This window comes from Kribbella qitaiheensis (genome assembly GCF_014217565.1).
GTDB lineage: Bacteria > Actinomycetota > Actinomycetes > Propionibacteriales > Kribbellaceae > Kribbella > Kribbella qitaiheensis_A.
This window is the reverse complement of record NZ_CP043661.1, coordinates 737,100-758,851: the sequence shown is the minus strand read 5'-3', so window position 1 is coordinate 758,851 and position 21,752 is coordinate 737,100. Positions and strand designations below refer to the sequence as shown.

The window sequence follows — 21,752 nt, the reverse complement described above, 5'->3', positions numbered from 1 at the left end:
TCTCTCCTCAGCTGAGCCGCTCGGCCCCTCGACTGAACTGTGTGAACGCCTCAGATGGCATGCTGCACGCGACTCTAGTAGAGGCGGAGCTCATCACTGATGACCGATACACCGTTCGACGGCAGGCAGGTGCTGGACCTGGTCGCCGATCTTCTCCCGGTACTGCTGCCGGACGCCGAACTCGACCCGGCGGGCCCACTCGTCAAGCTGCGCTGGAGTCGCGGCGGGTTGTCGTCCAGTGCCGAGGTCGGACTGGTCGAACTGATCGACCGATGCCGTGAGCAACCGAATCACCTGTGGCCGCGTACGGTCGACGACTGGCTCCGCGCCGTCGTCGACGAGATCGGCATCGCCACCGACGAGCACCTGTACGGCGAAGTCGCCGCGCGCCAACGGGTCACGCTGCGGCCTCGCGGCTGGTCGGATCCTTCCGGCAGCGTGCTGGCCGGGCTGAGCGTTCCGTTCGGCCGGTACTTCGAGATCGTGTTCGGCATCCAGAGCGGTTCGGACTGGCAGCGGCTGACCCAGGTACGGCAGGTGATGCACGGACTGCATCTGCCCGACCGGCCGTCCGGGCTCGACCTGACGCTGAACGGCCTGACCGGGTTGACGTTCCAGCCCGTCGCCGATGCGCCTTGGTCCGTGTTGCACCGGGCCGGCGACCAGTCCGTCGGGATGGCTCTGGTCGATCACGAACGCCTGATGCCACGAGCTGGCAGCGGACGCGGGCTGCTGCTCGCAGTACCGGCCACTGATCTGCTCGCCGCGTGTCCGGTCGACCGGCGCGCGGACATGCAGACCAGAGCCGACGAGTTCGCCCGCTGGGTGGCGAAGACCAACGCAGACGCCGCGGACCCTTGCACAGCAAGCATCTACTGGCTGGTCGGCGAACTCCTCGCCGAAGTCCCCGTTGACCTGGACCGCTCCCCCGCCGTCACCCTGCCGAAGCCGCTACGCACTCCCGCTTGGCGCCGCTGGCTGAACCGCTAGCCAGCCTTTCGGCTGACTACTGGTCAGTCCTCGTCCTCGTCCTCGTCGTCATCATCTTCGTCGTCGTCCGGTTCTTCCGGGCGACGGGTCGCGCCCGCGGCCTTCAGCGCACGGGCCTCGGCGAGCGCGTCCTCGTACGATTCCCAGCCCGGCGTCTCGTAGACCATCTGATCACTGACCAGGAAGGTCTGGTTGGTGAAACCGTCCGGGGCGTTGAAGATCAACCACTCCTCGTACGGCGTGACCTGGTAGCCCGCGAACGCCTCCGGGGTGGCCGCGGGGATGCCCTCCGGCAGATCCTCGTTGTGGTACTCGGCCAGCCGCACATACGCGCGATCCAGCAGCTCCTGGTCAACGCTCTCAGGCATGTCTTGTCCTTCCGTTCACTCCGCCACCCATTCCTTCCAGCGGTCCGCATGCGGCGCGTCCACTGAGGTATCAGGCGGGAACTCGTACACGCCACGGCCCGGCAGGTACGCGGCGATCAGCCGGTCCAGAGTGTGGCAGAGCAGCATCGGCACGTCCGGCCGGCCCTCGACCAGCAGATCGAAGACCAGCCTGCCCTCCTGCTGCTGCGCCGGGCCACGACCGCCCAGCCAGATGTCGATCTCGACCGGATAACCGTCGAACGCCTGGACGTCCTCGGGATCCGGGTCTTCCTCGGAGTACGAGTTGGCTCGTACCTCGAAGCCGAGCGTCCCGTCCACAGTCCTGGCCGGGCCGCGCAGGCCGAACTCGTCGTCGGCCGCACCGGCCTGATGCGGGATCGGCTCGAGCTCGAGCATCTCCTGCAGCAGGTTGGCTTCGTCCTCGACCGATGCCGCGGTCTTCAGGAAGAGAATCTCCCGGTCGGCCATCAGCCTTCCTTCCGATAGGTCACGATGCGTCCGTCGCCGAGGATGATATGGACCTCCGCGGCGACGGCGCCCTTCGGCTGGCCGAGTGCCTTCTTGTAGGCCCGCAGGACGTCTTCTTCGGTCAGCCCGGGGATGTTGCGGGTGTCGATCACGACCTCGCCGTTCGGCGGCACCTGATGGCTGGCATCGTTGATGTTCCGCTTCACCGCGTTGACCGGGTTCGATCCCTGCTTCGGCGGGTCGAGCGTCTTGAACTCGGTGATCCGGCCCGCGTCGCCCGGGTCCTTGCGGACCATGCACTCGGGGTTCTTCAGCCCCTCGACCGTGTGGTCCTCGAGCCGGCCGTCCACCCGCCAGCCCTTCTCCTCGGCGAACTTGTCCGCGATCGCGCGTTCCTTGTCCTGGAACGCACCATCCGGGTCATGCACGCCGGGCCCGAAGTCGTCACCGAGCGGCTTGTGGTGGAAGCCCGGATCGAACCCGTCCCGCTTGGTCTCCCCGAATGCCGGATCACCAGCCTCCCACTCCTCCGAGGACCCAAAACTGTCATCAGCCCGCCCACCTTGCTGCCCGTCCCGCGGCTCAACCGGCCGCTCGGCTGCATGCGGACTCTCCGGCCGCTGCTCAACCCGATAGTTCTCCCGCGGATCAACCGGCCTCTCAGGCGCATGCGGAGTCTCCGCACGCTGCTCAACCCGGTAGTTCTCCCGCGGATCAACCGGCCGCTCAGGGTTAAGCCGACGATCAATCCGATTCGGATCACGCGGCGCATGCGGAGCCGGCGGACCGTCCGGGTGCAGGGCGTTCTCGATCCGATTCGGATCACGCGGCGCATGCGGAGCCGGCGGACCGTCCGGATGCAACGCATTCTCAATCCGATTCGGATCACGCGGCACATGCGCAGCCGGCGGACCGTCCGGATGCAACGCATTCTCAATCCGATTCGGATCACGCGGCGCATGCGGAGCCGGCGGACCGTCCGGGTGCAGGGCGTTCTCGATCCGATTCGGATCATGCGGCGCATGCGGAGCCGGTGGGCCGTCCGGGTGGAGGGCGTTTTCGATTCGGTTGGGATCGTGCGGGGCGTGGGCGTCCGGCGGCGGCGGGTTGTCCCGCCGGGTTGACGGGTCCGGGGCGCGGTCGTGCGCTGCCGGTACGCCGTCAGCCGGCTGGTGCGACTGAGGGTGCGCCGGATCCGCGTGCGGGTGTGCTGGGTCCGCCTGCGGGTGTGCTGGGTCCGCCTGCGGGTGCGCAGGATCCGCCTGCGGGTGAGCCGGATCAGCGTGCGGGTGCGCAGGATCCGCCTGCGGATGAGCCGGATCCGCCTGAGGCGAGCGCGCTTCCGGCGAGGTCGGACCATGCTCCGGGTTCAGGCGCTGATTGATGTCACCTTCACCCGGGACCTTGCCGTCTTGGTGCGGGTGCGGTGCATCCGGCGTACTCGGAGCGTGCTCCGGGTTCAGACGCTGGTTGATCTCACCCTCGCCCGGCACCTTGCCGTCCTCGTGCGGATGCGGTGCATCCGGCGCGTGCTGGGTCGGCGTGTGCTGCGGACCGGGCTGGTTCGGCTGGGTGGGCGCGTGTTGCGTCGGCTGCGTTGGCGTGTGCTGCGGGGTGGGCGGCTGATGCGGCGCAGGTGGGTGCTGCGGCATCGGCGGGGTCTGCGGCTGGTACGGGTTGTTCGGTACCGGCTGTTGCGGGGTCGGGTTGTGGGGGCCTGGCTGGTACGGGTTGTGCTGTACCGGCTGCTGTGGGGTCGGGTTGTGGGGACCCGGTTGGTACGGGTTGTGCTGTACCGGCTGTTGCGGGGTCGGGTTGTGGGGACCTGGCTGGTACGGGTTGTGCTGTACCGGCTGTTGCGGGGTCGGATTGTGCGGGCCCGGCTGGTACGGGTTGTGCTGTACCGGCTGTTGCGGGGTCGGGTTGTGCGGGCCTGGCTGGTAAGGGTTGTTCGGTACCGGGTGTTGCGGGGCCGGGGGGTTGTACGGACCCGGCTGGTGCGGGGGTGGCGGGGTGGCGTTGACCGGGTGTCCGGGGGCCGCGGGCGAGGTCCATGAGCCGCCTGGCTCGCGGGTTATCACCTCGAGCTCGTCGAAGGTCGCCTTGCCGTTGCCGTACTTCGGCGGCCACGCGCCGGTCTTCCCACTCTGGGCATCGGCCCAGCGGACCCGGCCCTTCTGGTCGACGAAGGCATTGAACCAGTGACCACTGCCCGGCGGCAGACTGCCGTCCGGCAGCGGACCCCGGTGCCACGCGCCGCCGACGACCGCGACGGTACCCGGCGGCTTGCCGGCCAGGCTGTCCTCGATCGCCTTCAGCGCACCGTCGGTGTACTCCCGGGAGTTCTTCGCCCCGGGCACCTGGATCGCCTCCGGCTGGATACCGGTGTTCTCGTACATCTCCCGGCGTTCGCCCGGCGGGATCCTGAAGTCACCGTTGGCCAACCGCGGCTCGCGGCCCTGCAGGGTGTCGGCGAAGGAACGGCTGGAGTCACCGCAGTTGTTGCGGAACGCCGGGTGCTTGGTCTTGAAGAACGGGTTGGCGGACTTGATCCACTTCTTGACGTTCCGGACCGGCGGGTCACCGACGTCCCGTTGGTGCCGGTCGGTGAGCGAGCCGTCTTGATCCCCGGTGTGGTACCGGTTCGGCTCGACGTCGTGCCGGTGCTGGCCAGGCGCACCCGAAGGCCCCTGCGGCGGCTGATGCGGCACGGGCGGCTGTGGTGCATTGGGTTGATGCGGTGCGTTGGGCTGGTGCGGCGCGTTCGGTTGATGCGGCGCGTTCGGCTGGTGCGGCGCGTTGGGCTGGTGCGGGGTCGTGCCGTGTGGCTGGTCCGCGCCGGTGCGCGGCTGGTCCGCGTTCGGGTCGCGGGGACGCTGGGACGGGTCGCGCCGCGGATCGTTCGGCGTACGGTCGGGGCCGTCTCCGTCCCGGTGGCGGCCGTCCGGACGGTGCCCGCCAGGAGAGTGCGTTCCAGGCGTGTGTCCCGGTCCGTGCATCCCCGGCATGACCGGCGGAACCACCGGCGGGGTGTCCGCGCCCCGGGTCGGGGCGGGGGCGTCCGGGGTGCGCGTCATCGTGTCCGGGTCGTGCGGACGCGACGGGCTGTCCGGGTTCAGGCGGTCGCCGATCCGGTTCGGGTCGTGCGGCGCGGGCGGGCCGTCGGGGTGCAGCCGCGAGTCGATGGTGCTCGGCTCGTGTGGACGCGACGGGCTGTCCGGGTTGAGACGGTCGTGAATCCTGTTCGGATCGTGCGGAGCGGGCGGACCATCCGGATGCAACCGCGGCTCCACCTGACCAGGCTGATGCCCAGCCGGATCATGATGAGCCGGCGTATGGGTCGTCGGGCTGTCCGGCGAATGCGTGGTCGGGCTGTCCGGGCTGTGCGTCGTCGGGCCGTCCGGCGAATGCGTGGTCGGGCTGTCCGGGCTGTGCGTCGTCGGGCCGTCCGGCGAATGCGTGGTCGGACTATCCGGGCTGTGCGTCGTCGGGCCGTCCGGCGAATGCGTGGTCGGACTATCCGGGCTGTGCGTCGTCGGGCCGTCCGGCGAATGCGTGGTCGGACTATCCGGGCTGTGCGTCGTCGGGCCGTCCGGCGAATGCGTGGTCGGACTATCCGGGCTGTGCGTGGTCGGGCCGTCCGGCGAATGCGTTGGGGTTGTTTGCCCGTCTGCGTGGCTTGGAGTGGTGGAGTCGTGCGGCTGCGTCGGTGCATCGCTGTGCGAGGCCGGGGTGTCGCTGTGCGGGGCGGGGTTGTCGGAGTGCGTAGCCGGAGTGTCGGAGTGCGAGGCCGGAGTGTCGGAGTGCGTAGCCGGAGTATCCGAGTGCGAGGCCGGAGTGTCGGAGTGCGTAGCCGGGGTGTCCGAGTGCGAGGCCGGGGTGTCGGAGTGCGAGGCCGGAGTGTCCGAGTGCGAAGCCGGGGTGGAGTCGCCTGGGGAGGATGGGGTGTGGTTGCCGCCGCCGGTGTCTGTGTGGCTTGGTGTCGACGGAGCATCCGCGTGGGATGTGGTCGACGTACTGGGGGTGTGGTCGCCGCCGCCTACTGAGACGGGGGTGTGGTTCGGGATGTTGGGGGCGTCGGCGCCTACGTGGGCGGTGGGGAGGTCGATGCCCTTGCCGACCTTCGGGATGTCCAGGCCGCCGAGCTTGGCGAGATTGCCGATCACCGGGGCGTTACCGACCTTGATGACCAGGTCGCTGACCTTTGGCAGTTTGAGCGCAAGGTCCATTGCTGCCTGGCCGGGCCGAACGAACTTGCCGGTGACGTTCACGGCCAGTTCGGCGCCCTTGGCAACCTTCGCCGCGACCGCGCCGTACTTGCCGGCCATCGCCGTGGCGCGCACAGCACCGCCGGCACCACCTGTACCGACCGTCGTGATCACGTTGAAGCCGACCTGGCCGAGCGCGCGGCCCGGGTCCTCGCCCCACATGTCCCACGCGACCATGCCCTTCAGCACGGTGATTCCGACATTGTCCAGGTACGCCGCGGTCTCCGGGAAGACCGTGTGCATGAACGCGGCCCGCGCCGGGAACGGCGTACATGGCAGCGGAAGCGAGCGTCAGACCGACGCCCTTCCACGCCTGCCCGCACTCCTTCCAGCCCTGCAGTTCGTGGCCGAAGATGCTGTTCACACCCATCGACTTCAGCAGCGGCTGGATCGGGATCAGCGTGGTCAGCGCGTCCAGGGTGCCGAGGATGCCGTCGACGAAGACACCCTTCAGGACACCGAGCGCGAAGTTGCCGACGTCCTCGTACCAAGGCGCGTCGTACTCCAGCGGCTTACCCCACGGCGGCTCTTTCTCCTCGTCGGACGCCGGCGGTTCGGGGTCGCCGTCGCGGTGACCGCTCTTCTCGTCCCACTTGCGGCCGCCGTACAGGGCCGCGATCTTGTTCGCGCAGCGGTTCTCGGCCTCGGTGATGGCTTGCATCGAGTCCGAGATGTCCTTGTGGAGCTGGTTCTCTTCCTTGACCCAGTCCTCGTTGTCGTCGATCTCGTCCTCGGGCGTGTCGCCGACCTTGCGCTTCCACGCCTCGGCCCGGCCCTTCACGCCGTTCAGCTTGTCGACGTTGCCGCGGACCTCGTCGACGAACACCTTCAGTGCGGCCGCGACCTTGCCGAGCTCGGGGCCGAACAGCTTGCCCTCGTTCTTCACCGGCAGCATCGCGTCCACCAGCAGGTGCTTCTCGGGACCGTCGATGTAGTGCGCGTTCATGCCGTTGCGGAACTTGGACTCGAGATCCTCCGCGATCCCGACGATCTGGTTGCCGACGGTCACCATTTTGCCGGCGGCGTCGATCACGCCTTGCAAGTTGCCCTGGAAGCTCGGGATACCTTCGACCTTGATCATCTGTCGGCTCCCGTCTCAGACCACGTTGTGCGGCGGCTTGGGCTCTGCGGCTTTGGCTTCGGCAGCGGCGGCCGCGGCAGCGGAGTTGATGATGGCGCGCGGGTCGACACCCTCGGCGAGCTGGATGCCGCGCTGGGCGGCCCGGGCCATCTCCGTCTGCCCGTTCTCGAGCGCGGTGACGGCGTTCGCCGTTCCCTGCAGCACGTCACCGGTGCGCTTGACCATGCCGGGCAGCGAGTTCTTCCACTTGTCGGCGAACTCGCTGATCGCCTGCGCGATCACGCCACCCTTGCCGTTCATCGAGGACTTGGTAGCGGCGTCCTGCAAGGACGTACCCAGCGTTTCCCCGATGCCCTCGAAGTCACGCGCACGGGTCTGGACGTCCTTCAGACTGCCCATCGCGGCGACGCCCTCGATGCTCCACTTGACCATTCTCGACCTCTCGACGCCCGCGCGAACCGGGCTCAACGATGTGGGTGATCTGCGGCCGCCGGCAAGGTCGGCCTGCTTCCGCCGGCGCCGGCCTTCCCAGTGGGAAGCGCCGGGGCGGCACGGAACAGGACCAGCGCGCCAGGCGCGCTGGTCGTCCGGTCCCGGAACTGGCGGCGGATCAGCCGCCGGTCATACCTCGTACTGCGGTGGAGGCGGCGCTGTGCGCGGTCTCGCCGATGCCGTCGTACTGCTTCAGAGTGTCGGACAGCGACTTGATGATGGTATGCACCTCGGCGGCGGCCTTGTCGAACTTCGCCTCGACCGCGTCGTAGTCGTCCATCACCTTGGTCATGGTGGCGTCGGCGCGCATGGCCTTGACGTTCGCCTTGTGCTGCGACAGCAGCGTCTCGATCTGAGCGGACAACTTCGTGATCTTGCCCTGGGTCTCACCGCTGGCGGTGCTGTCGAATCCGGTACGACCTGACATATCAGCTACTCCCCGTCTCAGCGATTGCCGAATTTGGCGGCGTCGAAGTTCGCCGCGCCTTCTGACTTCTTGGCGGCCTGGGTCATGTCGGTCTCGGCCGTGCGGACGGCCTTGTCCATCCCCGTCTGTCCCTGGGCGATCGCGGACATGCCGGCGTTCAGGTCCGCGGCGATCTTGTCGACCCGGCCCTTGAAGGCCATGAACGCGTCCTTGCCGCCACCCTGCAGCTTGCCCTCCAGCGGCTCCGCTGCCGCGGCGAGCTGCTTGACCAGGCCGCCGAGGTCCTGCGTACCCGTGCCGGTCTTCTTGGCCAGGGTGCTCAGAGTGTCCTTGCCCATGCTCCAACGGTTGCCACTCACAGCAGCTGTCCCTCCGAAGATTTTTGGTGTCTGCTCTCGACCTGCCCCACGATAGACGCGGCCGGGGTCGCCCCCGGTTCCCTTTGTTTCAAGGTCAGGAAGTCTTGGAAACAGGTGCGCTCGGCGTGTCCGCCGGACGACCGGACTGGGTGCCGGACGGCGCACCGCTGGGCAGCGGCGTACCGGGCGTGACCGGGCCGGAGACGCCCGTACTCGGAGCGACCGGGCCGCCGGAGCCCTTGCCCCGTTGGCCCTGGATGAAGGAGTAGCCGACGCAGCCCGCGCAGACCACGGCCGCGATCGCCGCGCTGGCGAACAGCTTCGTCACACCCTCGTCGAGGGTGTTGCGCGATCGCGCCGAGCCGAACAGCCAGGCCTCCCGCAGCCGTCGCCGGCGGACCGCCACCGACTCGATCAGCTGGGTGTCGTACTGGCGCGCCACATGCACCCCTTCACTCCGAGACGAACAACGCGCCTAATCTAAACGCTCGGGGGTTCGCCGCTGCCCACCCCCTGCGGTGTGTGCCGGAAGGTGGGCCGTTGGTCAGCTCGTACTACGGAATCTCGCGGCCAGTTCGTCGGTGAGCGCCACTCCGCCCTCACCGTTGGTCAAGGCAACTATTGCCTCCCCGGTCGCGGGAGCCACCACGGCCAGATGCTTGAAGCCCGGGTTGTCGCCGTTCTGGTGGAGCACGATCGTCCCGTCTGCTCGCGACCAGCATCCCCAGCCGAGCGTCCGGCCGCCGTTCGGTACGCCGTACGGGCCGGTCAGGCGAGCGCGGATCGCGCGGGCGGAGACCGAATCCCAGCCCCAGAAAGCGGATTCCAGGAAGCGGGCGTAGTCGGGAAGGGTGACGTCGAGCGTGCCGTAGGCGCCGATCCGGTCGCGCGGTTGCCTGACGAACCCCTGGCCGGAGGCATCGTGACCTACCGCGGGCGCGGCGACACGGAGATGACCAGGCCCAGCACCATCGGGATCAGCGAGCTGCCCGGAGCCGTCCTCGAGCCGCCCTGACCCCGCCGGCGGATCGAGGAACGAACTGCTGGTCATCGAGAACCGATCCAGGAGATCCCGCAGTTCCGCAGCGACCGTGTCCGGGCCGCGCGTGTTCTGGAGCGCTTTCAGGAGAAGCTGGAAGCCCTCGCCGGAGTACACGACCTGCTCCCCCGGCGTCGCCACCAGTCGGAGCTGCTCGCCGTCGGGTCGCCAGTTCGGCAGGCCGGTCTGGTGCGAGATGACCATGGCCGGAGTGATCCGTCCGAGGCGAGGGTCGGGTGCCGCGCCGATCGTGGCGTAGTCGATCGTGATCGGTGCGTACAGGTCCAGCTCGTCCGCGGCCGCCAGTTCGAGCACGTACCAGGCGAACAACGGCTTGGTCAGCGACGCGCTGTCGAAAGTCGTTGCCGAGGTCAACCGTCGCCCGGTGGCAGCCGTGCCGAGATAGAGCTCGGTTCGCAGCCGACCGCCGGTCAGGAGCGCCACGGCCGTACCGGGTGCTCCTGACCGCTGCCAGGACTCTTCGAGCCAGTCGAGGTCTATCCGGCGGCCCGCCTTGCCGCGACCTTCTTGGCGGGTGCCTTCTTGGCCGCCGTCTTCGCGACAGTGCTCTTCGCCGCAGTGCTGTTCGCCGCAGCGGTCTTCTTGGCATCCGTCTTCTTGGCGGCCGCCTTCTTGACCGCCGCCGCTGCTGACCTTTTCGCCGCCGACTTCTTCACCGGCACCTTCATGGCCGAGGTGATCGCCTGCTTCGCGCTGGGCTTTGCGGCCCGGCCCTTGCAGGATCTCGGCCAGGAACTCGCCCGTGTACGACGCCGGGTTGGTCGCGACCTCCTCCGGAGTACCTTCGGCGACCAAGGTGCCACCGCGACGGCCGCCGTCCGGTCCGAGGTCGACGATCCAGTCGGCGGTCTTGATCACGTCGAGGTTGTGCTCGATCACCAGCACCGAGTTTCCCTTGTCCACCAGGCTGCCCAGCACGCCGAGCAGCTTGCGGATGTCCTCGAAGTGCAGACCGGTGGTCGGCTCGTCCAGCACGTACACCGTCCGGCCGGTGGACCGCTTCTGCAGCTCGGACGCCAGCTTCACCCGCTGCGCCTCACCGCCGGACAGCGTCGGCGCCGGCTGACCGAGCCGCACGTAGCCGAGGCCGACCTCGTTCAGCGTGGTCAGGTGCCGGGCGATCGCCGGGATCGCCGCGAAGAACTCGGCGGCCTCCTCGATCGGCATGTCCAGGATGTCCGCGACCGTCTTGCTCTTGTAGTGGACCTCGAGCGTCTCCCGGTTGTACCGCGCGCCGTGGCAGACCTCGCAGGGCACGTAGACGTCCGGCAGGAAGTTCATCTCGATCTTCAGCGTGCCGTCACCGGAGCAGGCCTCGCAGCGGCCGCCCTTGACGTTGAACGAGAACCGGCCCTGCTGGTAGCCCCGGACCTTCGCCTCCGGCGTCTCCGCGAACAGCTTGCGGACGTGGTCCCACACCCCCGTGTACGTCGCGGGGTTGGAGCGCGGGGTCCGGCCGATCGGCGACTGGTCGACGTGGATGACCTTGTCGACGTGCTCCATCCCGGAGATCTTGGTGTGCCGGCCGGGGATGGTCCGGGCGCCGTAGATCTGGCGCGCCAGCGACGTGTAGAGGATGTCGTTCACCAGCGTGGACTTGCCCGACCCCGAGACACCGGTGACCGCGACGAAGACCCCGAGCGGGATCGTCACGTCGATGTCCTGCAGGTTGTGCTCACGGGCGCCGTACACGGTGAGCTCGCGGCCCTCGGTGAGCGGCCGCCGGACCGCCGGGATCGGGATCTCCCTGCGGCCGGAGATGTACGCGCCGGTGATCGAGTCCGGGTGGTTGCGCAGATCCTCGACCGTGCCGGAGACGACCACCTGGCCGCCGTGCTCGCCCGCGCCCGGACCGATGTCGACCACCCAGTCGGCGTGGTCGATGGTGTCCTCGTCGTGCTCGACCACGATCAGCGTGTTGCCCAGGTCCTTCAGCCGGACCAGGGTGTCGATCAGCCGCCGGTTGTCCCGCTGGTGCAGACCGATCGACGGCTCGTCCAGCACGTACAGCACGCCGACCAGGCCGGAGCCGATCTGCGTCGCGAGCCGGATCCGCTGCGCCTCGCCGCCGGACAGCGATCCGGCCGGGCGGTTCAGCGCCAGGTAGTCGAGGCCGACGTCGAGCAGGAACTGCAGCCGCTCGCCGATCTCCTTGACCACCCGCTCCGCGATCTGCTTCTCCCGCGGCGAGAGCTCCATGTCGGCGAGGAAGGCGTGCACCTCGTCGATCGACATCGCGCCGATCTCGGCGATGTTCTTGCCGCCCATCGTGACCGCGAGCGAGATCGGCTTCAGCCGGGCGCCGTTGCAGGCCAGGCACGGGACCTCGCGCATGTACCCCTCGAAGCGGTCCCGGCTGGTGTCGCTGGACGCCTCGGCGTGCCGGCGCTCGACGTACGGGATGACGCCTTCGAAGGTCGTGTAGTACGAGCGTTCGCGGCCGTAGCGGTTCTTGTACGAGACGTGGACCTGCTGGTCGTGCCCGGTCAGCAGCGACTTCTTCGCCTTCGCCGGCAGCTCCGCGAACGGCGTACTGGTCTTGATCTTGAGGTCCTTGGCCAGCGCGCCGAGCAGCCGTTCGAAGTACTGCGAGACGTTGGCGCCGGCCCAGGGCTGGATCGCGCCCTCGTCGAGGGACTTCGACGGGTCCGGGACGAGCAGCTCCGGGTCCACCTCCATCCGGGTGCCGAGACCCGAGCAGACCGGGCAGGCGCCGTACGGCGAGTTGAACGAGAACGACCGCGGCTCCAGCTCGTCGATCGCGAGCGGGTGGTCGTTCGGGCAGGCGAGCTTCTCGGAGAACCGGCGCTCGCGATGCGGGTCGTTCTCGGGCAGGTCGACGAAGTCGAGCGTGACGATGCCGCTGGACAACCCGAGCGCCGTCTCGACCGAGTCGGTCAGCCGCTGCTTCGCGGAGCCCTTCACCGCGAGCCGGTCGATCACGACGTCGATGGTGTGCTTCTTCTGCTTGTCCAGCTTCGGCGGGTCGGTCAGCTGGATCGTCTCGCCGTCCACCCGGGCCCGGCTGAAGCCCTGGCCGGTCAGCTGCCGGAAGAGGTCCAGATACTCCCCCTTGCGGCCGCGGACCACCGGCGCGAGCACCTGGAACCGGGTGCCCTCGTCCAGGTCCAGCACCCGGTCGACGATCTGCTGCGGGGTCTGCTTGGCGATCGGCTCGCCACACTCCGGGCAGTGCGGCCGGCCCGCGCGGGCGAACAGCAGCCGGAGGTAGTCGTACACCTCGGTGATCGTGCCGACGGTGGAGCGCGGGTTCTTCGAGGTGGACTTCTGGTCGATCGAGACGGCCGGCGACAGGCCCTCGATGAAGTCGACGTCCGGTTTGTCCATCTGCCCGAGGAACTGCCGTGCGTACGCCGACAGCGACTCCACGTAGCGCCGCTGGCCCTCGGCGAAGATGGTGTCGAAGGCCAGGCTGGACTTGCCGGACCCGGACAGCCCGGTGAAGACGATCATGGCGTCGCGCGGCAGATCGAGCGAGACGTCTTTCAGGTTGTGCTCACGCGCTCCACGCACGATCAGACGGTCAGACACAAGCTCACTCTCAGCGGTTCTCGAGGGTTTCTGGGCGGCCGGACGCCTCGCGGAGGCTTCCGGAACCGACACCTGGGGCATGCCCGGTCATGCTAACGAGGCCCACCGACAAAAACTTCCATCAGCGATCCGGACCGGATCCACGACCTCTTTCGAAAGCATATTCGATACTCTCAGCCCATGGTTCCCTCCGAGCAAACGAGCCGCCTGCTGGCGGAGTTACCTTCCGCCGATCGGCGCCTGCTGGACGCTCTCGCCCGGCTGACGGACGCCGACGTGAGCCGGCCGTCGCTACTGCCCGGCTGGACGGTGGGCCACGTGCTGACCCACCTCGCCCGGAACGCCGACGCGCTGGTGAACTTGTGCGACTGGGCCCTGACGGGGATCCGCAAACCAATGTACGCATCCGTGGAAGCCCGTGAGGACGACATCGCCGCTGGGGCCGCGCGGCCCCTCGCAGTGCAGGTGGAGGATGTCGTGGCGGCGGAGGCCCGGCTACGGGAGCGGTTCGAGGACCTGCCCGAAGTGGCGTGGCTCACAGAGATCTCCTGGCCGAGCGGAGTCGTCCGTACTGCGGACCAGATCGTGGTGGCGCGCCTGAACGAGGTAGAGGTCCACCACGTCGATCTGGGGATCGGGTACTCCTTCGACGACGTGCCGGCCGAGCTGCGCGAGGTGCTGCTCACCTACGTGACCACGCGGTGGCCGGACGACATACCGGTCGTGCTGCGGAGCTCCGACAGCGAGTGGACGTCGCCTGCGCGTCCGGCTGGTGCAAGGATCGTCACTGGCGGCAGCGCGGCCCTGCTGAGCTGGGTGCTTGGTCGCGACGACGGGAGCACGCTCTCGGCGGACGGCGCGCTTCCCGGCGTACCGGCGTGGGGCTGACGGCAGGACTGAACGGGCTAGCGACATGGGAGAACGCATGACGGAGTATCACGGCAACGTCCACGTCGGCGGGCCGGTGCAGACGCACGAGCTGGCCCAGCTGATGATCTCCAAGGTCGCCGTGGGTCCGATGAACAACAACGCGTACCTGCTGCGCTGCCGGCAGACCGACGAGCAGGTCCTGATCGACGCGGCCAACGACGCCGACACGCTGCTGACGGTGATCGGCTCCGGCGGCATCACCCGGGTCATCACCACGCACCAGCACGGTGACCACTGGCAGGCGCTGGCCCAGGTGGTCGCCAAGACCGGTGCGACCACGGTCGCGGGCCGGGAGGACGCCGAGGGCATCCCGGTGCAGACCGATGAGACGGTCGGCGACGGTGACCGGATCAAGGTCGGCCGGCTCGGTCTCGAGGTGATCCACCTCGCCGGGCACACCCCGGGCTCGATCGCGCTGCTGTACGACGACCCGACCGGCGCGCCGCACCTGTTCACCGGCGACTCGCTGTTCCCGGGCGGCGTCGGCAACACCCGTGGCGACAAGAAGAACTTCGAGTCACTCATCAACGACGTCGAGACCAAGCTCTTCGACCGGCTCCCGGACGAGACCTGGGTCTACCCCGGCCACGGCGCCGACACCACCCTCGGCACCGAACGCCCGAGCCTCCCCGAGTGGCGCGGACGCGGCTGGTAAGTCCGCAGCTCACGACCGCCGGCCCGGCAGCCCGTCCTGCGGGGCCCGGCCCGGCAGCCCGTCCTGCGGGGCCCGGCCCGGCAGCCCGTCCTGCGGGGCCCGGCCCGGCGTGGGTTCTCGTACTTCGCGTGCCCAGCCGGCATGGGCTAGAGGTGACTGCGGGCTTCGGTGATTTGGGTGAGGATTTTTGTCGCGCCGTCGGTTTTGGCGAGGGTGGTGGCTTCCTCGGCGTGGGTTTGGGCGTCGGCAGTGCGGCCTTGGGCGGCGGCTATGTAGGTGAGGCCGACCAGGTTCGCGGCCACGCCTGGGAGGAAGTTGAGCTCGCGGCGGAGGGCGGTCGACTCTTCGAGCTGGCTCCGGGCGGCATCGAGTTGGCCGGCCTGATGCGCGGCGATGCCGAGGTGGCGGAGCGCGTACGAGAGGGTCAGCTTGTCACCGGATTCGCGGGCCAGGTCGGCTGATCGGGTCAGCGCGTCGACGGCACCGTCGTCGTCCTTCCACACCACTTGGTAGAAGCAGCCGATCCAGAAGAGGGCCTCGGCCTCGCCGCGCTGGTCTCCCAGCTTGCGATAGAGCTCGGCGGATCGCTGAAACAAAGGCAGCTCGGCCGGATCTTCCTTGTCGCAGGCAACGAATCGCCCGTGCAACACCCGCCCGCGGGCCAGTGCCAGATCCGCCTCGACGGCGTCGAGCTCGGCATCGGCCTTGGCGAGAACGCCTTCGGTCCCGGCAAAAATGGCCTGCTCGTACAGTTCGCGCGCCCGCACGACCCGGTCGTCCACTCTGCCTCCTTCGTGATCCGCTCGGCCCCGTCGCGGCGATCCTAGGTCGGTGTCCGGATCACCGAGCCGGTACGCAACGCGATCGCGCGATCAAATTGATACGTCCTTTACCTCGAAGGTCTGGATCGTGTTCGGCTCGAACCAGGACCAGAAGCGGTTGCCGCTGACAATCGTGTCCGCATGCGCCTGATATCGCTCGGTGCCGCCGGTGACGGTCGCCCACCTCGCCACCGCGGCTCCGTCCGTCGAGGGATGACCGAACTTCGAGAGGTCGAAGTTCAGCCACTGCCCGGTGCCGTAGTTGGTCGCGACGACGACGAGCTTCCGCGCGGCCGCGTCGTACGCCGCGACGGTGTTGCCGTTGCCGCCGTCAATGATCCGCATGCCCGGCCGGATGTGTCGCAGGTACTGCGCCAGTACGAAGTACTTCGTGTTGACCGGTCCCGTCGTCCCGTTGCCGACATCCTGGATCAGTCCCCAGCCGCCGCCGCCAACCACCTGCCAGTAGACCCAGGCCTTCGGGTGCAACCAGCGGAAATCCAGGTTGAGGTTGCTCGCTGCCTTCATCCCGCTCGCGTCGTCCTCGCCGTACTCCGAGTTCCAGATCGGTCGCCCGGCTGCCTGTGCGGCGGCGTACAGGAGGTCTCGGCGGCCACCGCCTTGCTGGTAGCCGTGCACGTTGATCCGGGCGACGTTGCCGCGAGTGGTGCTGTCGAAGCTGTTCCAGGTCGAGAGCGCCGAGTCGTAGCCCCAGGAGTCCGACGCGGCGATCGGCATCCAGCCGAGATCGCGGGCGTTCAGCTCGGATCGCAGGTAGTTGATCACCGGCCGCTGGGTCGAGGACTCGAAGTGGCAGCCTTCCTGACTGCCGTCGGCCTTCCACCACGAACCGTCCGGCTCGTTGAAAGGCTCGACCGATGCGAAGTCGACGCCCCAGTGGTCGTGGGCGTAGCGGGCGACGGTGGCGAGGTAGACCGCGTGCTGCTGCTGATTCCAGGTCTGCAGGTTGTCGCCACCGCCGGCCGCGCCCGACGGGTTGTGGTTCTGGCACATCCACCACATCGGGGAGTTCGAGAACAGCTCGATCCGGTTCACGCCGCGGTCGCGGGCCTTCCACATCAGGTTGCGCTGCGCGCTGTCGACGTACCAGTTCCAGCTGGCCGACGACGGGTCGGAGCTGGACCAATCGAGCCAGTAGCCGTCCATCTGGCGCGTCGCCGATGTTGGGTGAGCGGACCATCGACTCACCGTTGATCGGCTTCGTCGAGCAGGCGCCGGCGTTGTAGCGGGCGATGTTCAGGCCGAGGCCGGGTAGGGCCTGCCCCTGGTACTGAACGGTGTTGCGGGTGAAGAAGATATCGGCCAGATCGTCACGGTTGCCGTGCGCCTTGCCCCACCAGCACAGCGAGGTGCCCCAGCCTTCCCAGGCACCCCAGTCCGTCCGTGGGTCGATCGTGGTGGTCACATCCGCGGCCGCCGGCTCGGCCAGTACGGCGCCGGCGAACGGGGCTGCGACGAGTGAGCCGAGGACAGTGCGACGACGCATGGCATTCCTCCAAAGGGGGCGGTCTTCAGAGTGGGGCAACTGCTAACAGTGACAGTAGCTGCGGGGTAAGTCTTTGACCACGTCGGTTTAGGGTGGAACTTGTGACAGGTTTCGCTGATTACCGGCCAGATGAGACGCGAGCGAGCACGGGAGTTGCGATCTCGGTGCGGGGAGCGCTCTCTGAAGATCTCGAGGTGTGCGCGCGGCTGATCGTGTCGCGGGCAGGCGGCAGCGTCGCGGAACGCAGAGAGCGGTTGCTGGCCGATCTCGAGAATCCCGACCGGTACGTCGCGGTCGCGTGCGCGGGCGATGACGTGGTCGGGTACGGCGGCGTGATCCGGCATCAGCTCATGTCCGGGATGCCGGCCGATACCGCGCCGAGCGGGTACTACCTGATCGGATTGATTATCGCGCCGAAGTGGCGCCGCTACGGGATCGGCGAACTGCTCACCATCGACAGGATGCGCTGGACCGCCGAACGCGCCGACGAGATCTACTACTTTGCCAACCTCGCGAACGGGGCAATCCTCGACCTCCACCAGAGGTTCAGGTTCGAAGAGGTCACCCGCGACTTCACCTTCCCTAACGCTCCCCTCAAGCCTGGCACCTGCGTACTCCTGCGCGCACCACTCCCCTACCCGAACTGACCGCGCGGAAGGACACGGGGCACTAGCGGTCTGTCAGTTCGGCGGGTGAGGCGACGACGTCGACCAGGGCGCCGTTGCGGATGGCGGTGATCTCTGTGCGGCGGCCGATGGCTTCGGCGAAGAGTTGGCGTTGGAGGGATTGGGCGTCGCGGAGCGGGGTGCCGTCGACCGCGAGGACCAGGTCGCCTGCGCAGAGGCCGGCGTCGGCGGCGGGGCTGCCAGAGATCACCTCGACGACTCGCAGGGCGGTTCGTTGACCGAAGCGCTCGACGAGTTGTGGGCGCAGGGGTGCGGGCGTGGTAACCAGGCCGAGGTAGGCGCGGCGGACCCGGCCGTCATGAAGGAGCGCGTAGATGATCCGGCGCGAGGTTGGGTTCATCGGAACCGCGAGGCCGAGCCCGATTCCCGCGACCGCCGTGTTGATGCCGATCACCCTGCCCTTGCCGTCGGCCAGCGCTCCCCCGGAGTTGCCCGGGTTCAGCGCCGCATCCGTCTGGATCACGTCCTCGATGATGCGCTGCGCCGTCCCGGACCGGACCGGCAGAGAACGCCCGAGAGCGCTCACCACGCCGGCCGTCACGCTGCCGGCCAGCCCCAGCGGGTTGCCCACGGCAACTACCAGGTTCCCGACCCTGAGGCCGTCCGCGTTGCCGTACTCCGGCGGGTCGGGTATTGCGCGATCGGCCCGCAGTACCGCGAGGTCGGACAACCGGTCCACGCCGATCACGGCCGCCTGCGCCGTCGTACCGTCCGCGAACTCGGCGGTCGCGCTGTCGCCGTCGCCGACCACGTGGGCGTTGGTGAGCAGATGCCCGTCGCCGGTCAGTACGACGGCGGATCCGGACGAGTCGCCCCGCCGGCCTTTGACCCGCAGGCTGGCCACCCGCGGGATGAGATGTTCGGCCACTCCCGAGACCACCCGGGAGTAACCATCCAGTACGTCGTCGTCAGCCCTGTCGTCTACGCCGTCATCTATCACGATGCGCCTCCTGATTACATCATTACAGCGCAATCAAGAGCGGACCAGGGACGACGGGGAGGAGCAACGAAAAGGGGCACCGATCGAAATCGGTGCCCCTTGCTCGGGTGTCGGGCTGGCGAGACTTGAACTCGCGATCTCCAGTCCCCCAGACTGGCGCCTTACCAACTAGGCCACAGCCCGAATGCTCACTCCAGCAGCAGCGAGCGGGTAAACCTTACCCCATTCAGCGAGTGCTTTTTACCAAGTTCGATCGGTGACCACCAGGCCGTGACTGCCGCATTGTTGCTGAGGGCAACGGGTCCGGTGATCTCAGCGTTCTCTACACAGGCCGAGATTACTTCTTGGGCTTCTTCACCCGGGGCCGGATCTGGACATGGACCGGGCTGCCGACGAAGCCGAAGTCTTCGCGGAGCCGGCGCTCGATGAAGCGCTGGTACGACGGCTCGAAGGCGCCCGAGGTGAAGATCGCGAAGGTCGGCGGCATCGTGGTGGCCTGGGTGCCGAACAGGATCTTCGGCTGCTTGCCGGACCGGACCGGGTGCGGGTGCGCCGCCACCAGCCGGCCGAGGAACGCGTTCAGCTGGCCGGTCGGGACGCGGGTCTGCCAGCCGTCCAGCGCCGCCTCGATGGCCGGCACCAGCTTCTCCATGTGCCGGCCGGTCATCGCGGAGATGTTCACCCGCGGAGCCCAGCGGAACTGGACCAGGTCGCGGTCGATCTCGCGCTCCAGGTAGTAGCGCCGGTCCTCGTCGACCAGGTCCCACTTGTTGTACGCGATCACCAGCGCCTTGCCGGTCTCCTCGACCGTGTTCATGATCCGCAGGTCCTGCTCGGTCATCGGCTCGGACGCGTCGATCACGACCACGACGACCTCGGCCCGCTCGATCGCGCCGTTGGTGCGCAGGCTGGCGTAGTACTCGTGGCCCTGGACGTTCTTCACCTTGCGCCGGATGCCGGCGGTGTCGATGAAGCGCCAGTCCTTGCCGCCCAGCACGATCAGCTCGTCGACCGGGTCGACCGTCGTACCGGAGATGTCGCTGACGACGACCCGGTCCTCCTTGGCGACCTTGTTCAGCAGCGAGGACTTGCCCACGTTCGGCTTGCCGACGATCGCGACCCGGCGCGGCCCGCCGAGCACGGCGTCCCGCTCGGCCGGAGCGTCCGGCAGCGCGGCCAGGACGGCGTCCAGCATGTCGCCGGTACCGCGGCCGTGCATCGCCGAGATCGGGAACGGCTCACCGATGCCGAGGCTCCACAGGTTCATCGCCTCGGCCTCGACGCGCTGGTCGTCCACCTTGTTCGCGGCCAGTACGACCGGCTTGCCGGACTTGCGCAGCACCCGGACGACGGCCTCGTCGGAGTCCGTGATCCCGACCGTCGCGTCCACCACGAACAGCACGGCGTCCGCGAGGTTGATCGCGACCTCGGCCTGGGCGGCGACGAGGGCCGCGAAGCCGACGGCGTCCGGGTCCCAGCCGCCGGTGTCGACCAGCGTGAAGCCGCGTCCGGCCCAGTTGGCGTCGTACGAGACCCGGTCCCGGGTGACGCCCGGAGTGTCCTCGACCACTGCCTCGCGGCGGCCGATGATCCGGTTCACCAGCGTCGACTTGCCGACGTTCGGCCGGCCGACGATCGCAACGACCGGGAGCGGCCCGGTGTCTTCGCGGTCGTGGGTCGGCTCCGCGGCGAACTCGTAGCGGGTGGGCAGGTCACTCATCAGGATCCTTCTGGTCTGGCATACCCGGAAGCGGGTTGCCGGTGGCTGCGACGGCCGCCTGCACATGGGCCCGCAACACGTCGCCGATCTGGTCGGCAATCACGCGTACGTCCGAGTGCCTCCTGGGAAATGGTACGCGCTCGACAGTGAAAGGTTCGCCATACACCACATCCAGCCTGGTACCCCGAGGCGGAAACAGGTCCACGTCACCGCCCGGCTGCCTGGTTCCGAGCAGGGCCACCGGCAGGATCGGCGTACCGGTCACGGCGGCCAGGTAGGCCACCCCGGTCCGAATCCGCCGGAAGTCCCCCGGTCCGCGGGCCCCCTCCGGGTAGATGGTCAGTGCCCGGCCCCCGCGCAGGACCTGGATTGCCCGGCGGACCGCCAGTACGTCGTACGCGGACCGGTCGATCGGGATCTGGCCGACCCTCACCAGCACTTTGCCCTGCAACCCGGTGAAGGCCTCGATCTTGCCGAGCTGGTGCACCATCCGGGGTGCGATCGCGCCTAGCAGGGGTCCGTCCAGGAGACCCAGGTGGTTCGGGGCCACCAGCACCGGGCCGGTGCGCGGGAACAGGTCCTCGCGGTGCACGGTCAGGTCGTAGCGTTGACGGAAGTAGTGACCGATCAGCCAGCGCAGCGGCAGGCCCAGCCGGTACGGCAGCGGATCCAGGTCATCGGTGCGCGGGAGCTCCCGGTGGCCGGTGAGTTCGGCTGTCATGACTCCCGGTCGCGAGGGGCGGCCTCGGCCTCCTTCGCCAGCCGGCAGATCACGTCGATGACCTCCTCCAGCGAAAGATGAGTGGAATCGACGGTGACGGCCCCGTCGGAGGCCACCAGGAACTGGGCGACGGTCGAGTCGTCGGCGTCGCGGCGGACGATCTGGTCCCGGAGCTGCTCGGCCGACACGGCACCCTCGGCCAGCTCCGCCTTGCGGCGGGCCATCCGGGCCTCCTGGTCGGCGATCAGCACGACCTTCAGCTCGGCCTCCGGGGCCACCACGGTGGCGATGTCCCGGCCCTCGACGACGATCCCGCCGGTCGGCTGGGCGGCGGCGATGATCGCCTGCTGCCGGCTGATCAGCTCGGCCCGGATGTCCAGATTGGTGGCAGCGACCTTGCTCACGGCCGCGCTGATCCGCGGGTCCCGGATCGCCTCGGTGACGTCAGTCCCGTCGGCGCCGATCGTCTGGTGCTGCGGATCGGTGGAGATCGCCAGCTCCAGATCGCGGGCCCGGGCGGCGGCCGTTTCGGTGTTCGCCGGGTCGATCCCGTGCTCGAGGACGGACCAGGTGACCGCGCGGTACATCGCGCCGGTGTCGAGGTACTGCAGGCCCAACCTGGTCGCGACACCGCGGGCCGTGCTCGATTTACCGGAACCGCTCGGGCCGTCGACAGCGATGATCAT

At 68.6% G+C, this 21,752-nt stretch carries 19 protein-coding genes and 1 tRNA gene; 4 read left to right on the top strand and 16 right to left on the bottom strand.

The features are described from left to right. Window positions 1-99 precede the first annotated feature (99 nt). Window positions 100-990: a hypothetical protein gene (locus tag F1D05_RS03255; protein ID WP_185445935.1), complete on the top strand. Its 891-nt coding sequence runs from the start codon at window positions 100-102 to the stop codon at window positions 988-990. 23 nt (window positions 991-1,013) lie between these two features. Here the strand turns inward: F1D05_RS03255 and F1D05_RS03250 are convergent, their stop codons facing one another. From F1D05_RS03250 to uvrA, 9 genes are all read right to left on the bottom strand, one after another. Then, on the bottom strand, window positions 1,014-1,358 hold the full coding sequence (locus tag F1D05_RS03250; RefSeq protein WP_185445934.1) for a hypothetical protein: 345 nt from the start codon (window positions 1,356-1,358) through the stop codon (window positions 1,014-1,016). A 15-nt stretch (window positions 1,359-1,373) separates the two neighbouring features. Beyond that, complete coding sequence (locus F1D05_RS03245; RefSeq protein WP_185445933.1) at window positions 1,374-1,847, bottom strand: hypothetical protein; 474 nt, start codon at window positions 1,845-1,847, stop codon at window positions 1,374-1,376. Continuing rightward, complete coding sequence (locus tag F1D05_RS03240; protein WP_246486821.1) at window positions 1,847-4,846, bottom strand: toxin glutamine deamidase domain-containing protein; 3,000 nt, start codon at window positions 4,844-4,846, stop codon at window positions 1,847-1,849. Before F1D05_RS03240 ends, F1D05_RS03245 begins: the two co-directional genes overlap by 1 nt. Window positions 4,847-6,020: 1,174 nt before the next feature. Beyond that, window positions 6,021-7,196, bottom strand: a complete 1,176-nt coding sequence (locus F1D05_RS39655; RefSeq protein WP_246486389.1) for a hypothetical protein — start codon at window positions 7,194-7,196, stop codon at window positions 6,021-6,023. A gap of 15 nt (window positions 7,197-7,211) precedes the next feature. Continuing rightward, a complete protein-coding gene (locus F1D05_RS03235) occupies window positions 7,212-7,628 on the bottom strand; it encodes a DUF6507 family protein (protein WP_185445931.1) in 417 nt (138 codons plus the stop codon). A gap of 178 nt (window positions 7,629-7,806) precedes the next feature. Beyond that, window positions 7,807-8,115, bottom strand: coding sequence for a hypothetical protein (locus F1D05_RS03230; protein ID WP_185445930.1), 309 nt, complete (start codon window positions 8,113-8,115; stop codon window positions 7,807-7,809). A gap of 17 nt (window positions 8,116-8,132) precedes the next feature. Beyond that, complete coding sequence (locus F1D05_RS03225) at window positions 8,133-8,453, bottom strand: hypothetical protein (RefSeq protein WP_185445929.1); 321 nt, start codon at window positions 8,451-8,453, stop codon at window positions 8,133-8,135. A gap of 115 nt (window positions 8,454-8,568) precedes the next feature. Continuing rightward, complete coding sequence (locus tag F1D05_RS03220) at window positions 8,569-8,922, bottom strand: hypothetical protein (RefSeq protein ID WP_185445928.1); 354 nt, start codon at window positions 8,920-8,922, stop codon at window positions 8,569-8,571. A gap of 96 nt (window positions 8,923-9,018) precedes the next feature. Continuing rightward, a complete protein-coding gene (gene uvrA, locus F1D05_RS03210; RefSeq protein WP_343066568.1) occupies window positions 9,019-13,086 on the bottom strand; it encodes an excinuclease ABC subunit UvrA in 4,068 nt (1,355 codons plus the stop codon). 180 nt (window positions 13,087-13,266) lie between these two features. Between uvrA and F1D05_RS03205 the strand changes: the two genes are divergently transcribed. Beyond that, window positions 13,267-13,974: a maleylpyruvate isomerase family mycothiol-dependent enzyme gene (locus tag F1D05_RS03205; RefSeq protein ID WP_185445927.1), complete on the top strand. Its 708-nt coding sequence runs from the start codon at window positions 13,267-13,269 to the stop codon at window positions 13,972-13,974. A gap of 37 nt (window positions 13,975-14,011) precedes the next feature. Then, the gene (locus tag F1D05_RS03200; RefSeq protein ID WP_185445926.1) at window positions 14,012-14,671 is read left to right on the top strand and encodes an MBL fold metallo-hydrolase; all 660 of its coding nucleotides are present in this window, start codon (window positions 14,012-14,014) and stop codon (window positions 14,669-14,671) included. Between the two features lie 146 nt (window positions 14,672-14,817). On the opposite strand, the gene F1D05_RS03195 is transcribed toward F1D05_RS03200, so the two are convergent. Beyond that, complete coding sequence (locus F1D05_RS03195; protein WP_185445925.1) at window positions 14,818-15,453, bottom strand: tetratricopeptide repeat protein; 636 nt, start codon at window positions 15,451-15,453, stop codon at window positions 14,818-14,820. 90 nt (window positions 15,454-15,543) lie between these two features. Then, complete coding sequence (locus F1D05_RS03190; RefSeq protein ID WP_185445924.1) at window positions 15,544-16,659, bottom strand: glycoside hydrolase; 1,116 nt, start codon at window positions 16,657-16,659, stop codon at window positions 15,544-15,546. Between the two features lie 534 nt (window positions 16,660-17,193). Here F1D05_RS03190 and F1D05_RS03185 point away from each other — a divergent pair. Then, window positions 17,194-17,646 (top strand): GNAT family N-acetyltransferase, encoded by a 453-nt coding sequence (locus F1D05_RS03185; RefSeq protein ID WP_185445923.1) that lies wholly within the window; start codon window positions 17,194-17,196, stop codon window positions 17,644-17,646. 22 nt (window positions 17,647-17,668) lie between these two features. Here the strand turns inward: F1D05_RS03185 and F1D05_RS03180 are convergent, their stop codons facing one another. The 5 genes from F1D05_RS03180 to cmk form a co-directional block, all read right to left on the bottom strand. Further along, window positions 17,669-18,625, bottom strand: coding sequence for a S1C family serine protease (locus F1D05_RS03180; RefSeq protein ID WP_246486387.1), 957 nt, complete (start codon window positions 18,623-18,625; stop codon window positions 17,669-17,671). A gap of 110 nt (window positions 18,626-18,735) precedes the next feature. Continuing rightward, window positions 18,736-18,808 (bottom strand) — tRNA-Pro (locus F1D05_RS03175). Window positions 18,809-18,962: 154 nt separating this feature from the next. Next, window positions 18,963-20,345: a ribosome biogenesis GTPase Der gene (der, locus tag F1D05_RS03170; protein WP_185445922.1), complete on the bottom strand. Its 1,383-nt coding sequence runs from the start codon at window positions 20,343-20,345 to the stop codon at window positions 18,963-18,965. Next, entirely contained in the window at window positions 20,338-21,066 is a 729-nt protein-coding gene (locus F1D05_RS03165; RefSeq protein WP_185445921.1) for a lysophospholipid acyltransferase family protein, read from the bottom strand. Before F1D05_RS03165 ends, der begins: the two co-directional genes overlap by 8 nt. Beyond that, complete coding sequence (cmk, locus tag F1D05_RS03160) at window positions 21,063-21,752, bottom strand: (d)CMP kinase (RefSeq protein WP_185445920.1); 690 nt, start codon at window positions 21,750-21,752, stop codon at window positions 21,063-21,065. Before cmk ends, F1D05_RS03165 begins: the two co-directional genes overlap by 4 nt.